Annotated in this window: 10 protein-coding genes and 2 pseudogenes; 5 read left to right on the top strand and 7 right to left on the bottom strand. The window is 59.1% G+C overall.

Annotated elements, in window-relative coordinates; genetic code table 11:
• Nucleotides 1-93 precede the first annotated feature (93 nt).
• From ACOTXF_RS06965 to ACOTXF_RS06975, 3 genes and pseudogenes are all read left to right on the top strand, one after another.
• Nucleotides 94-2,613: pseudogene (locus tag ACOTXF_RS06965) on the top strand (cation-transporting P-type ATPase); the annotation flags it as partial.
• Between the two features lie 105 nt (nt 2,614-2,718).
• On the top strand, nt 2,719-3,783 hold the full coding sequence (locus tag ACOTXF_RS06970) for an efflux RND transporter periplasmic adaptor subunit (protein WP_232926772.1): 1,065 nt from the start codon (nt 2,719-2,721) through the stop codon (nt 3,781-3,783).
• Between the two features lie 9 nt (nt 3,784-3,792).
• The gene (locus ACOTXF_RS06975) at nt 3,793-6,948 is read left to right on the top strand and encodes an efflux RND transporter permease subunit (RefSeq protein ID WP_048962788.1); all 3,156 of its coding nucleotides are present in this window, start codon (nt 3,793-3,795) and stop codon (nt 6,946-6,948) included.
• Here the strand turns inward: ACOTXF_RS06975 and ACOTXF_RS06980 are convergent.
• Complete coding sequence (locus ACOTXF_RS06980) at nt 6,878-7,999, bottom strand: YbdK family carboxylate-amine ligase (protein ID WP_021242649.1); 1,122 nt, start codon at nt 7,997-7,999, stop codon at nt 6,878-6,880. The genes ACOTXF_RS06975 and ACOTXF_RS06980 overlap by 71 nt on opposite strands.
• A gap of 104 nt (nt 8,000-8,103) precedes the next feature.
• Here ACOTXF_RS06980 and ACOTXF_RS06985 point away from each other — a divergent pair, with 104 nt between their 5' ends.
• On the top strand, nt 8,104-8,994 hold the full coding sequence (locus ACOTXF_RS06985; protein ID WP_232926771.1) for an oxidoreductase: 891 nt from the start codon (nt 8,104-8,106) through the stop codon (nt 8,992-8,994).
• Here ACOTXF_RS06985 and ACOTXF_RS06990 read toward each other — a convergent pair.
• A pseudogene (locus ACOTXF_RS06990) lies at nt 8,991-9,098 on the bottom strand (AraC family transcriptional regulator); the annotation flags it as partial. The gene ACOTXF_RS06985 and the pseudogene ACOTXF_RS06990 sit on opposite strands and share 4 nt — an antisense overlap.
• Nucleotides 9,099-9,217: 119 nt before the next feature.
• Here ACOTXF_RS06990 and ACOTXF_RS06995 point away from each other — a divergent pair.
• Nucleotides 9,218-9,532 (top strand): DUF6678 family protein, encoded by a 315-nt coding sequence (locus ACOTXF_RS06995; protein ID WP_008499398.1) that lies wholly within the window; start codon nt 9,218-9,220, stop codon nt 9,530-9,532.
• Nucleotides 9,533-9,647: 115 nt separating this feature from the next.
• Here the strand turns inward: ACOTXF_RS06995 and ACOTXF_RS07000 are convergent, their stop codons facing one another.
• From ACOTXF_RS07000 to ACOTXF_RS07020, 5 genes are all read right to left on the bottom strand, one after another.
• Nucleotides 9,648-9,947: a hypothetical protein gene (locus ACOTXF_RS07000; RefSeq protein WP_127913798.1), complete on the bottom strand. Its 300-nt coding sequence runs from the start codon at nt 9,945-9,947 to the stop codon at nt 9,648-9,650.
• Between the two features lie 230 nt (nt 9,948-10,177).
• Nucleotides 10,178-10,681, bottom strand: coding sequence for a DUF2569 family protein (locus tag ACOTXF_RS07005; RefSeq protein WP_234115178.1), 504 nt, complete (start codon nt 10,679-10,681; stop codon nt 10,178-10,180).
• Nucleotides 10,682-10,963: 282 nt separating this feature from the next.
• Nucleotides 10,964-11,554, bottom strand: coding sequence for a hypothetical protein (locus ACOTXF_RS07010; RefSeq protein ID WP_047746116.1), 591 nt, complete (start codon nt 11,552-11,554; stop codon nt 10,964-10,966).
• Nucleotides 11,555-11,693: 139 nt separating this feature from the next.
• Nucleotides 11,694-12,149 (bottom strand): hypothetical protein, encoded by a 456-nt coding sequence (locus ACOTXF_RS07015; RefSeq protein ID WP_047746119.1) that lies wholly within the window; start codon nt 12,147-12,149, stop codon nt 11,694-11,696.
• Nucleotides 12,150-12,378: 229 nt separating this feature from the next.
• Nucleotides 12,379-13,260 (bottom strand): LysR family transcriptional regulator, encoded by an 882-nt coding sequence (locus ACOTXF_RS07020; protein WP_048962790.1) that lies wholly within the window; start codon nt 13,258-13,260, stop codon nt 12,379-12,381.
• Nucleotides 13,261-13,316 lie beyond the last annotated feature (56 nt).

The raw sequence follows: 13,316 nt of genomic DNA on the forward strand, positions 1-13,316 counted from the left end.
GCTGAACAGGAGGGACAGCTGATAGAAACAGAAGCCACTGGCGCACCTCAAAAACACCATCATACACTAAATCAGTAAGTTGGCACCATTACCCGTTTCCTGGCCCATTTTAATGATGTGCTGATTTATGTCCTGCTGGCCGCCGCCGTATTAACGGCAGTAATGGGCCACTGGGTTGATACGCTGGTTATTTTGGGCGTGGCGGTAATCAATGCCTTAATTGGTCATATTCAGGAAAGCAACGCGGAAAAATCCCTGAAGAGTATTCGTAATATGCTCGCCAGCGAGGCGCGCGTTATTCGTAACGGCAACCATGAAACAATTCCCACAACTGAAATAGTCCCGGGCGATATTATTGTATTACGCGCGGGGGATCGTATTCCGGCGGATATGCGTTTAATTGAAGCGCATAATTTACGCGTGGAAGAGGCGATTCTGACCGGTGAATCCACCGTGGTGGATAAACACGTTAATCCGCTGAGCGGCGAATTACCGCTGGGCGATCGCACCAACATGGTCTTCTCCGGAACGACCGTCAGCGCGGGCGGCGGCGTCGGTGTGGTCACCGCCACCGGTCAGGATACGGAACTCGGCCACATCAACCAGATGATGGCGGGGATCGAGAAGCACCGTACGCCGCTGCTGGTGCAGATGGACAAGCTGGGTAAGGCGATCTTTGCGATTATTCTGGCGATGATGGCCGCGCTGTTTGTCTTCAGCCTGGCGTTCCGCGAGATCCCGATGGGCGAGCTGCTGCTCTCCCTGATCAGCCTGGCGGTCGCCTCCGTACCGGAAGGTCTGCCGGCGATTATCTCCATCATCCTCTCCCTGGGCGTGCAGGCGATGGCGCGCAAGCGGGCGATTATCCGCAAGCTGCCGACGGTGGAAACGCTTGGCGCGATGACCGTGGTCTGCTCGGATAAAACCGGCACCCTGACCATGAACGAGATGACGGTCAAAGCCATCATCACCGCCGACGCCTGCTACCGCGTGGACGGCAACAGCTACGAGCCGGTGGGTAACCTCTACCTGGAAGGCAGCGACGAGCCGGTCCACATCCAGCCGGGCACTGTGCTGGAGCAGTACCTGCGCACCATCGACCTGTGTAACGACAGCCAGCTGATTCAGGACGAGCGCGGGCTGTGGGGCATTACCGGTGGGCCGACCGAGGGCGCGCTGAAGGTGCTGGCGGCGAAGGCCAACCTTGAGCCGGTCACGACCACGCTGGTTAACAAAATCCCGTTCGACTCGCAGTACAAGTACATGAGCACCCACTACCAGATTGGCGGTGAGGAGCAGATCCTGATCACCGGGGCGCCGGACGTCATTTTCGCCTTGTGCGCCGAGCAGCAGACCCGTCACGGTGCGGAAGCCTTCAACCGCGCGTACTGGGAAAGTGAGATGGAGCGCTATGCGCGTCAGGGGCTGCGCATGGTCGCCGCGGCGTTCAAGCCGGCGAACGGCGAGGAGGAACTGACGCACGATGACCTGAGCCACGGCCTGATCTTCCTCGGCATCGCCGGGATGATGGATCCGCCGCGCCCGGAAGCGATTGACGCGATTAACGCCTGCCAGCAGGCGGGGATCCGCGTGAAGATGATCACCGGCGATCACCCGCAGACGGCAATGAGCATCGGGCAGATGCTGGGGATCAGCAACAGCGAGCAGGCGGTCACCGGCTATGAGCTGGAGAAGATGGACGACGCCGCGCTGGCGGAAGCCGCGGTGAAGTATGACATCTTCGCCCGTACCAGCCCGGAGCATAAGCTGCGCCTGGTGAAAGCGCTGCAGGACAAAGGTGAAATTGTCGGCATGACCGGTGACGGCGTGAACGACGCCCCGGCGCTGCGTCAGGCAGACGTGGGCATTGCGATGGGCATTAAGGGCACGGAAGTGACCAAAGAGGCGGCGGACATGGTCCTGACGGACGATAACTTCGCCACCATTGCCAGCGCGGTGAAAGAGGGGCGTCGCGTTTACGACAACCTGAAGAAGACCATCCTGTTCATCATGCCGACCAACCTGGCGCAGGGGCTGCTGATTGTGATTGCGCTGCTGGCGGGGAACATCATTCCGCTGACGCCGGTGCTGATCCTGTGGATGAACATGGCGACCTCCGCCACGCTCTCCTTCGGCCTGGCCTTTGAAGCCGCCGAGCGCAACATCATGCGCCGTCCGCCGCGTCAGACCGGCCAGCACGTGATGGACACCTACGCCGTCTGGCGCGTGGCCTTCGTCGGCACCATGATTGCCATCGCCGCCTTTGCGCTGGAAGCCTGGCTGGCCCCGCGCGGCCACAGCGCGGAGTTCATCCGCACCGTGCTGCTGCAGATGCTGGTCTGCGCACAGTGGGTATACATGATTAACTGCCGCAACACCGAAGGGTTCTCCCTCAACCGCGGCCTGCTGGCGAACAAAGGGATCTGGCTGGTGACGGGCGTGCTGTTCCTGCTCCAGGCGGCGATTATCTACCTGCCGTTTATGCAGATGCTGTTCGGTACCGAAGCCCTGCCGCTGCGTTACTGGTTTGTGACCCTGGCCGTTGCAGGCGTGATGTTCTTCGTCGTCGAAATCGAGAAGCGGCTGACCCGCAGGTTCCGTAAGGCTGCATAACCTTTTGCCTTCACCCTAACCCTCTCCCACGGGGAGAGGGGACTCTGACCTCCCTCTCCCTGTGGGAGAGGGCCGGGGTGAGGGCAACAACCCTGAGGTACTCCCATGAAACTCCCACTCCTGTTCGCGCTCCTCGCCTGCACTCTGCACCCCGCATTCGCTGCCGCCATTCCCGTTCGCGTCGCCACCGTGGAGCAAACCGCCCACGCCGCCGAGCGCCAGATCCCGGGCCGCATCGAAGCCATTCACACCGTTGAGCTACGGGCGCGCACGGAGGGCGCGATCGCCAAAATCCACTTCCGCGACGGGCAGTACGTGAAAAAAGGCGACGTGCTGTTTGAGCTGGACGACGCCGAGCCGCGCGCCGCCCTGCGCCTGGCGCAGGCCGAAGTGAAAAGCGCCGAAGCCACGCTGCGCCAGGCGCAGCAGCAGCTTTCCCGCTTTGAAAGCCTCGGCAGCAGCAACGCCATCAGCCGCCACGACGTGGACAACGCCCGCATGCAGCGCGACGTCGCCAGCGCCGCTCTCGAGCAGGCGAAGGCCCGGCTCGACGCCCGCCGCGTCACCCTGAGCTACACCCGCATCACCTCGCCGATTGACGGCCGCGTGGGGCACAGCAGCTTCCACGTGGGTAGCCTGGTCAACCCGGCGAGCGGCGTTTTGGTGGAGGTGGTGCAGCTTGACCCGATCCGCATCGCCTTTGCGCTGGAAGAGGGGGCGTTTGCCGCCAAAGCCGGACAGCATGCGGATATCAACGCCATGAAGCGTGCCTGGCAGGCGCTGATCGGCAGCAACGGCCAGCGCGTCAGCGGCGAGCTGACGTCAGTGGATAACCGCGTTGACCCGCGCACCGCCAGCGTGATGCTGCGCGCCGAGTTTGCCAATCCGCGCCATCAGCTGCTGCCCGGCGGCAACGTGAATGTCTATTTGCGCCCGGCATGCGAGCAGCCGGTGCTGACCCTCCCCGCCGCCGCAGTCCAGCAGAACGGCGACGGCTTCTTTGCCTGGGTGGTTAATGCCGACGGCAACGCCGAAATGCGCCCGCTGAACGTGGCTGGTCAGATTAGCCAGCAGTTTCAGATTGCCTCCGGCGTGAAGCCCGGTGAGCGAGCGATTACTGACGGCGCGCAGCGCGTGCAGCCCGGCGCTGCCGTCCAGATACTCAATTAAGGAGCCATCATGCTGACGTTTTTCATCAAACGCCCGCGCTTCGCGATGGTGATTGCGCTGGTCATCACCCTGCTGGGGGCCATCGCGCTGAGGATTATCCCGGTGGAGCAGTACCCGCAGATCGCGCCGCCGGTGGTGAACGTCTCTGCCAGCTGGCCGGGCGCCAGCTCGGCCGACGTGGCGGAGGCCATCGCCACGCCGCTGGAGACGCAGCTGAACGGCGTGGACCATATGCTCTACATGGAGTCCACCAGCTCGGACGAAGGCACTTACAGCCTGAACATCACCTTTGCGGCGGGGACCGATCCGGATCTCGCCGCCATCGACGTGCAAAACCGCGTGGCGCAGGCCGTGGCGCAGCTGCCCACCGAGGCGCAGCAAAACGGCGTGCAGGTGCGCAAGCGGGCCACCAACCTGATGATGGGGGTAAGTCTTTACTCACCGAATAACACCCACACGCCGCTGTTCGTCAGCAACTACGCCAGCACCCAGGTGCGCGAGGCGCTGTCGCGTCTGCCGGGCGTCGGGCAGGTGCAGATGTTTGGCGCGCGCGACTACAGCATGCGCATCTGGCTGCGCCCGGACCGCATGAACGCCCTGAACGTCACCACCGATGACGTGGCGCAGGCGCTGCGCGAGCAGAACGTACAGGGCGCGGCAGGCCAGGTGGGCACCCCGCCGGTGTTTAACGGCCAGCAGCAGACCCTGACCATCAACGGGCTGGGGCGCTTAAGCCAGGCCGACGAGTTTGCCGACATCATTATTCGCGCCGGGGAGATGGGCCAGCTGGTGCGCCTGAAGGACGTCGCCACCATCGAGCTCGGCTCGCGCAGCTACAGCTCCGGCGCGCAGCTGAACGGGCACGACTCCGCCTATTTGGGTATCTACCCGACGCCGTCCGCCAACGCCCTGCGCGTGGCCGACGCGGTGCGCGGGGAGCTGGAGCGCCTCTCGACGCGCTTCCCGGACGACCTGGTCTATGAGGTGAAATTCGACACCACCACCTTTGTCGCCGCCACCATTAAAGAGATCGGCGCCTCGCTGGCGCTCACGATGCTGGCGGTGGTGGTGGTCGTTTCCCTGTTCCTGCAAAGCTGGCGCGCGACGCTGATTGTCGCGCTTGCCATTCCGGTGTCGCTGGTGGGCACCTTTGCGGTGCTCTACGCGCTCGGCTACTCCGCCAATACGCTGAGCCTGTTCGCCATCATTCTGGCGCTGACCATGGTGGTGGATGACGCCATCGTGGTGGTGGAAAGCGTCGAAACGCTGATGGCGGAAGGGCAGAGCAGCACGGCGGCGACCGCGCTGGCGCTGCGCCAGATTGCCGGGCCGGTGATTGCCACCACGCTGGTGCTGCTGGCGGTGTTTGTGCCGGTGGCGCTGCTGCCGGGGATTGTCGGCGAGCTGTACCGCCAGTTCGCGGTGACGCTCTCGACGGCCGTGACGCTCTCAAGCCTGGTGGCGCTGACCCTGACGCCCGCGCTGTGCGCGATGCTGCTGCGTCCGCGCCCGGAGAAACCGGCGGCCGTTTATCGCGTCTTCAACCGCGGGCTGGACGCCACGCGCGGTTTGTACACCCGCCTCGTGCATGTCTTAAACCTGCGTCCGTGGCTGGCGCTGCTGGCCACCGCGGGCGCGGCGGCCGTCGTGCTGTTCAGCTTTACGTCGATGCCAAAAGGCTTCCTGCCGCAGGAGGACCAGGGCTACTTCTTCGCCAGCGTTCAGCTGCCGGAAGCGGCTTCGCTGGAGCGCACCGAAGCGGTGATGACCACCGCGCGAGAGCTGATCGCCCAAAATCCGGCGGTGAAAGACGTGATTCAGGTCTCCGGGTTTAACATCCTCAACGGCACCAGCGCCTCCAACGGCGGGTTTATCTCCATCATGCTCAAAGACTGGAGCGAGCGTCCGCCGCTGGATGAGGTGATGGGTACCCTTCAGCGCCAGCTGCTGGCCCTGCCGGAGGCGACCATCATGACCTTCGCGCCGCCGACGCTGCCGGGGCTGGGTAACGCTTCGGGCTTCGACCTGCGTATCCAGTCTCAGGCGGGGCAGAGCCCGGCGGAGCTGGAGCGCGTCACCCGCGAGGTGCTGATGAAAGCCAACCAGCACCCGCAGCTGAGCCGCGTGTTCACCACCTGGAGCAGCAACGTGCCGCAGCTGACGCTGACCGTTGACCGCGAGCGCGCCGCCCGCCTCGACGTGCCGGTATCGCGCATCTTCAGCAGCCTGCAAACCGCTTTTGGCGGCACCCGCGCCGGGGATTTCAGCATCAACAACCGCGTCTACCACGTGGTGATGCAGAACGAGATGCAGTGGCGCGAGCGCGCCGAGCAGATCGGCGAGCTGTTCGTGCGCAGCAACAGCGGCGAGCGGGTGCGCCTGAGCAACCTCGTCACCATCACGCCGACCGTCGGCGCGCCGTTCCTGCAGCAGTACAACCAGTTCCCGTCCGTGTCGGTGAGCGGCTCGGCAGCCGCTGGGGTGAGCAGCAGCACCGCCATGGCGGCGATGGGCGAGATCCTGGCGCAGAGCCTGCCGGCCGGCTACGACTACGCCTGGAGCGGCATGTCGTATCAGGAGCAGCAGACCGGCAATCAGGCGATCTGGATCGTGCTGGCGGCGGTGGTGATGGCGTGGCTGTTCCTCGTCGCCCAGTACGAGAGCTGGACGCTCCCGGCAAGCGTGATGCTCTCGGTGCTGTTCGCTCTCGGTGGGGCGCTGGTCTGGCTGTGGCTGGCGGGCTACGCCAACGACGTGTACGTGCAGATTGGTCTGGTATTGCTGATCGCGTTAGCGGCCAAGAACGCGATTCTTATCGTCGAGTTCGCCCGCGCGCGGCGTATGGACGGAATGGCGATTGTCGATGCCGCGCGGGAAGGGGCCTCGCGCCGCTTCCGGGCGGTGATGATGACCGCCGTGTCGTTCATTATCGGCGTTTTGCCGATGATGCTGGCGACCGGCGCAGGCGCCCAGAGCCGCCGCATCATCGGCACCACGGTCTTCAGCGGCATGCTGGTGGCGACCGTGGTGGGGATTCTGTTCATCCCCGCGCTGTTCGTGCTGTTCCAGCGCCTGCGGGAGTGGGGCCACGGCCTTACGGACTCGTCGCCCACAGCTCGCAGTGCTTCTGCACCAGAGAAATCAGCGAGCCGCCGTCGGCGATAAAGTCCCGCATGCGCTGCGCCTCGCTCTTGCCCTGCTTTAACAGCAGGGCAATTTCATTGATTGCGCTTGTCGCGCCGAGCTTCTCGGCCGACGGCGCCACCTGCTCCAGCAGCCAGGCGATATCTTCCGCCACGGTTTTGTGCTCGCCGGTGTGCACGTCCGTCAGGATCCCCTCCAGCCCGTAGCGACACGCCTGAAAACGGTTAAAACGGTAGAGCAGAAAATCCCGTTCCTGATGCTTATAAGGCCGCGTGGTCAGCAGCCAGTGCGACGTGGCCTGAATCAGCCCGGCGATGTTAATCGCGTGGCCGAGCGTCAGCGGCGTATCCATCACCCGCACCTCCACGGTGCCAAAATGCGGGCTGGGGCGAATATCCCAGTGCAGATCTTTGATGCTGTCGATCATGCTGGTGGCGCTCAGGCGGCGGAACAGCCCTTCGAACTCCTGCCAGCTGTTGACCCACGGCATCTGGCCGTTATCCGGGAACCCGGAGAAGATGTTGAGCCGCGACGAGGAGAACTTCGTGTCCGTGCCCTGCATGTACGGCGAGGCGGCCGCCAGGGCGATAAAGTGCGGTACAAAGCGCGACAGGCCGTGCAGCAGGTAAATGGCGTCATCTCCGGTCCGGCAGCCGACGTGAACGTGCTGGCCGAATACCGTCGCCTGCAAAATCAGATAGCCAAAGCGCTCCAGCGTGACGTTATAGCGCTCGTCGTCGCACACCTCCTGGCGCTGCCACTTCTGGAACGGATGCGTCCCGCCGCCGCAGATCTGGATGTGCTGCTCCGCCGCGGCGCGCAGGATGCTCTGCTGCATCACCGAGAACTGCGCCGCCGCCTGGTCGATGGTCTGACACACGCCAGTGGCGATTTCGAGCATGCTTTCGGTAATGTCGTGTTTGACCTCTCCGCCTTTGATGTCGTCTTTGACGGCGGCGATGAGCGCGGAGGAGTCCTGGCTGAGGTCGTATCCCGGCGGGTTAACCACCTGCAGTTCGAGCTCGATGCCAAGGGTGAACGGTTCAGAGGATTTAAAATCGGGTAAAGGCATGGCGCACTCCGTTGTCTGTGAATGTTGAGTATAGACAACGGGTGTGGCGCGCTCGTCTCAGGGTGGTATAACTGATAGCAGGCTTAGCAAAAGGGGAGTGACACATGTCTGACTATCCAACCATTGCGCTGATTGGTCCCGGTGCGATTGGGACCACCATTGCCGCGGTGTTGCATGACGCGGGCCGCACGCCGCTGCTCTGCGGACGCACCGCGCATCCGGAATTACGCCTGCGTCACGATGAGGGTGAAACGGTGGTGCCCGGTCCGGTATTAACCGATCCAGCGGCCATCACGCGCCCCGTTGACCTCGTGTTTATCGCGGTAAAAACGACGCAAAATGCCGACAGCGCCGGGTGGCTGCGCGCCCTTTGCGATGAAAATACCGTGGTCTGCGCGCTGCAAAATGGCGTAGAGCAGAAGGCGCAGCTTGAGCCTTTGGTCAGTGGCGCAACGGTGCTGCCGTCGGTGGTCTGGTTCCCGGCGCAGCGCGAGCCGGATGCCTCCGTCTGGCTGCGGGCCAAACCGCGCCTGACGCTGCCGGACGTGCCGCAGGCGCAGCGGGTGGTCGAGGCGCTTCGCGGTACGCGCTGTGAAGTTGAACTCTCGGCTGATTTCCCCACCGTCGCCTGGCGCAAGCTGCTGCAAAATGCTGTAGCCGGGCTGATAGTGCTCGCTAACCGCCGAGCCGGGATGTTCAGGCGCGAGGATATCAGCGAACTTTCGCTGGCCTATCTGCGGGAAGGGCTTACTGTCGCCCGCGCCGAGGGGGCGAAGCTGGCCGATGACGTGGCGCAGGAGATTCTGGCGAACTTTCAGCGCGCGCCTGAGGACCTCGGCACGTCGATTCTCGCTGACCGTCAGGCGGATCGCCCTATGGAGTGGGACATCCGCAACGGCGTGATCCAGCGCTACGGCCGCAAACATGGCATTGCGGTGCCCATCAGCGACGTGGTGGTGCCGCTGCTGGCGGCGGGGAGCGAGGGGCCGGGTTAACGGTTACTGTTTTTCCGTTCGGCAAAGTAATGGGCGGCCGTGCTGCCCATCACTTTTATGAACATGGTGATAAACGCGTTCACGGATTCGTACCTGAGAGTGGCGGTGGGGCGATAGAGAGGGGGGAAGACAAGTGAATATGAAGTTCAGCTTTGTGCCATAATTTTACGTTGTTATCCTAGTAGCGTGTTAATCTGTCGGGAGCAGATCCCGGGAGGTTCAAATGCTTTATAGCTGCATGAATAATACAAAATGGAATGAGATCCGCATGGCAATGGTTAGCATTGAATCTTCCCCCTTATGGAAAATCACTTTTCTCAATGGCTATGAATCTGCAGTTGATGGCGAGTGGTTTTACCATTTCTGTGAAGGTGGCTATTTGGATATCAAGTATCTTGATATTATGACAAACTCAGTTGAACAACATACCATGGTAGGTACTATTCTTCGCGCTATTCATCTCCCAGGAATCGAGGTATCAACCGGTTATAGAATTTGGGGATACGCAGATTCGGTCAGCTATGTAGATTATCTTTAACTAGATAAAATCGGTTAATGGCTAACAGGAATACGTTAGTCTTTGAGTAGAATTGGCCTCTACTCCTCACTGTCTAAGCGTTACACTGAAAGTTATTAATTCAAAGTCAATACAATCAAACATCTTCCCATAGCGGCATCAATTCTGCAGGTAATTGTTCCTTATCAAACCCCTCAAACCAATACACTGAGCCTTGCGGTCCAATAATCGGCACTTCTCCCCACCCCGGATGAAACAATGCGCGACTCCAGTCAGGCTTGAGACGACCACGCCGTTTAAGGCGCTGACCATTACACGCAGTTGCTCGTATTGAAGGAAAATTAATAAAGAAACTTAACGGCATTTTCTCTTTGCGCGCACGTTGTAATTGCCTTGATATCCAGTCCTGGTTACGTTTGCGAAGTTTTTGTTTCATTGGCTACTGTTCTGATTCTACTCACTTATCAATCAATGCTCTCACTATAATCCGACGCCATGCTTTCTACAAGAGTGTCCGTTCTTAACTCAGTGCGGACCTTACCCACTTTTCTGCCCTTTCCGTATAATGAGCGGACGGTGATAGCGTCCGCTCAGTGTTGATGACTGTATGTGTATTAGTATAGCCATGCATCTTCTGTCATCAAAATGATGAAGCCACTCGTGCTTTTATCGGATAAACGTTCTTTTTACGCGAGCAGAGGTTATGAAATAGGGAATCAAAATTAAAGCCGTAATTACGTTTCTAAAAACAGGCACAAGTTCATTATAGCCAATTTCAGCGCCAGGAATTAATATGTAAAGCAAGTAGGTATTAAATGACATTGTCGTCACGATTGATATTAAAAACAAAATATAAAGCTTTGGTAGCGATTTCTTCTTTTTTAGGAAAAATGAAAGAACGGTGACTGTAAAAAGAAATTCGCCTATATAAATAACCAGGGAAAGCATGAAGAAGATTTTTGCATTTGCATTCAAATGCGAATAGTTTTCTATCGTAAATTTAAATGCATCTGTCATTGCAAAAAGATAGGAAGCAGCAGTGACCACTAATCCTATAAGAGGGAGAAAAAGAAAGCCTCCAATTTTCCTGAAGTTTTTATCTTCGCAACTGTCGCAAAACTCTCTGTCCTGAGGTATTTCGACCCCACACTTTATGCATCCCCATTCCATATATGGACCTTTGAAGTATTTTATAATTTACAATAGATTAAACGAAGTCTATTACAAACGCAACTGACCGATAAATAAGTGTACTGTACAGGTAATTTTCCGCGTAAATTTGTGTTAAGGGTGAATATCCGCCGCGCAGGTATTCATTTTAAAGGCGGTTGATCGGTACCGCTTTTTGCTAATAACCGCTCCTCAAACATTTCTTCCCGGCAGTTCTCGTCCGGAAACGGATATTTAAAGCGAAGTGCTAACGCTGAACGCCATAAGGTTATCTGTTGCACTTCAGTCCAGCTTCTCGATATTCAACCTAACCGCTTTCAGCGTTCTCCTGCGGATCCAGCCGCTGCCCGCCCGGATTATCAGCCAGTAAGCCGCCATCCTGAGCCGGGTGCTTCTGTCCGGGCAATAGACGAACGTTTCTGTATTGAGTTCATGCTGCCCTGGCGCCAATTCCGTTACCTGATAGCGTAGCAACAATGTCGCGCTGCCCGGCGTCACTGACGTCTGAAAAGCGCTGACATCCGGTACTTTTTCCAGACCAAAATCTGAACGCCAGAACTGTCCTCGCAAGCCATAGCAGAGCTCAGATGCTGAGTTTTTCAAAAGGGTAAAACTGTGCAGGCCAAAGTTGCCGATGGAGTTAGCCTGCTGATTACGCAGAAATTTCTGCGGTAATTGCCGTAAAAACATCAGCCGCCGAATGACGACATCTTGCCGGACGTCAAAGTTAGCAATGAATGGCAGAATATGTTCGGGATGCGCAGTATGTATGACCGTTCGGTGTTTTTCATGAAACTGGAACTGAGGTAAAAAAGCGGGGACATCCTGCCACTGAGCAAGCGCTTTGCGGGTTACGAATCCAGGATTCAGCATTTCTCTTCCTTGTCATCCCTTGAGTGCAGCCAGAGTATCAGATGGCGTTCCGCAAGCAATTACCAGGAAAAGAGAGGGGTATCTGGCCGAAATGCTCCCCCATCCGCAGCAGCAGAATTCCGGCCTTCCATCACCCGTCTCAGTGCGCCGCGATATACGGCTCCTTCACAAACTCCGCCAGCAGCCAGACCATATCGTGCAGCAACCCGGTGAGTTCTTTCGCCACGCGCGCAGGCAGTGTCCCGCCCATCACCGCCAGCGTTAACGCCACGGCATAATCCACCTGCAACGTCGTCTCCTGCCAGCAGTCTGGCACGCAGGAAACGATCTTTTCTCCTGCGATAAGCCGTTCAACCAGATGCGGGGGAAGTTCTGTATCGCAACATTCACGCAGGCGTTTAAGCAGTGCCAGCAAGCGCTCGCAAAGTATAGAAAATGTCACAGGATCGTCAGTTTCAACCAGCACGCTCACGCAGGCGGCGCAGGTGTCAGCCAGTTCGAAGAGATCTGCGGAATCGCAAAGTTGAAGATCGATGAGGTGGTGAACAGCGCTTTCTTCAGAGAGCGCATAAGAAAACTCAGGGACAGTAGCCATTTAGCATCCTCTTTAAGTAAAAATGTCACGTTATGCTAACGGGTTCCTACGCCCGGTTACGTATGGGCCGCAACGCAGGCACTTTACGGCGGTGAAAAAAGGATGGAAAGGGGATAACCCTGAATTACATAAGGTTGCTTGCAGGTTTGCGAGGCGGCTTCCAGAAGGGCATTGCCGGGTGGCGGCTACGCCTTACCCGGCCTACAAAAACCACCAACCAAACCGGCCGCTACCCCTCGCTCATCATCGCCAGAAACCGCTTCACCGTCCGCGAGCGTTCAAAGCGCCGCCAGCAGAGCGCGATGTCGGTATACAGCTCCGGCGAGCTCAGCGCGTGGTAGGTGACATTTGGCGGAGAAATGGCCGCCATGGATTTCGGCACCAGCGCAAACCCGCCGCCAGCGGAAACCATGCTCAGGGAGGATGAAAGCTGTGACGACTGCAGCGCGTGCTGCACGTCGATCCCGGCCCGCTCGCAGCAGCCGTGAACCCGGTCGTACAGGCCGGGCGCGACCTCCTGCGGGAACAGCACCACCGGCGTATCCCGAAGCTGCTCCAACGCCAGCGAATCGCACGCCGCCAGCGGATGATCGCGATGCAGCGCCACCACCATCGGCTCCCGGTCGAGGATTTTTAACTCGAACGCCTTGCTGCTCTCGCACGGCAGGCGCACGAAGGCGATATCCAGTTCACCCTCCGCCAGCATCGTCGTCAGCGACGACATATTGGCTTCCACCTGATGAACCTGCACCGCCATGTTCTGCACCTGAAACTGGCGAATCAGGGTAAAGATTTTGGGATGAAAAGCGTCGGAGCTGGTGATGCCAATCGACAGGTTGCCGTTCAGCCCGCGCGCGATGCCGCGGGCTTTCTCCAGCGCGGCATCGCTCAGCGCCAGGATCTTGCAGGCGTCCTCATAGAAGGCTTCTCCCGCTTCGGTCAGCTCCACGCCCCGCGTCAGGCGCCTGAACAGCGGCGTGCCCACTTCCTCTTCGATCCGTTTGATCTGCTGACTCAGAGGAGGCTGCGAAATACCCAGCGCTTCGGCCGCCCTGGTGAAGTGTCGCTCGCGTGCAACCGCGACAAAATACCGCAGATAACGAAGTTCCATATCTAAAACGTCTCAAACCAGCATGGTTTCTATATTGGAACTCTCTGCTGAATCGG

The sequence above is a fragment of the Enterobacter cloacae complex sp. IR53041 genome, assembly GCF_049238285.1.
In the GTDB taxonomy this organism is placed as follows: Bacteria; Pseudomonadota; Gammaproteobacteria; order Enterobacterales; family Enterobacteriaceae; genus Enterobacter; species Enterobacter roggenkampii.

Bases quoted from the DNA above. Each gene is read 5' to 3' on its own strand.
- ACOTXF_RS06970 (WP_232926772.1), top strand. From the start codon at position 2,719: ATGAAACTCCCACTCCTGTTCGCGCTCCTCGCCTGCACTCTGCACCCC.
- ACOTXF_RS06975 (WP_048962788.1), top strand. From the start codon at position 3,793: ATGCTGACGTTTTTCATCAAACGCCCGCGCTTCGCGATGGTGATTGCG.
- ACOTXF_RS06980 (WP_021242649.1), bottom strand. From the start codon at position 7,999: ATGCCTTTACCCGATTTTAAATCCTCTGAACCGTTCACCCTTGGCATC.
- ACOTXF_RS06985 (WP_232926771.1), top strand. From the start codon at position 8,104: ATGTCTGACTATCCAACCATTGCGCTGATTGGTCCCGGTGCGATTGGG.
- ACOTXF_RS06995 (WP_008499398.1), top strand. From the start codon at position 9,218: ATGCTTTATAGCTGCATGAATAATACAAAATGGAATGAGATCCGCATG.
- ACOTXF_RS07000 (WP_127913798.1), bottom strand. From the start codon at position 9,947: ATGAAACAAAAACTTCGCAAACGTAACCAGGACTGGATATCAAGGCAA.
- ACOTXF_RS07005 (WP_234115178.1), bottom strand. From the start codon at position 10,681: ATGGAATGGGGATGCATAAAGTGTGGGGTCGAAATACCTCAGGACAGA.
- ACOTXF_RS07010 (WP_047746116.1), bottom strand. From the start codon at position 11,554: ATGCTGAATCCTGGATTCGTAACCCGCAAAGCGCTTGCTCAGTGGCAG.
- ACOTXF_RS07015 (WP_047746119.1), bottom strand. From the start codon at position 12,149: ATGGCTACTGTCCCTGAGTTTTCTTATGCGCTCTCTGAAGAAAGCGCT.
- ACOTXF_RS07020 (WP_048962790.1), bottom strand. From the start codon at position 13,260: ATGGAACTTCGTTATCTGCGGTATTTTGTCGCGGTTGCACGCGAGCGA.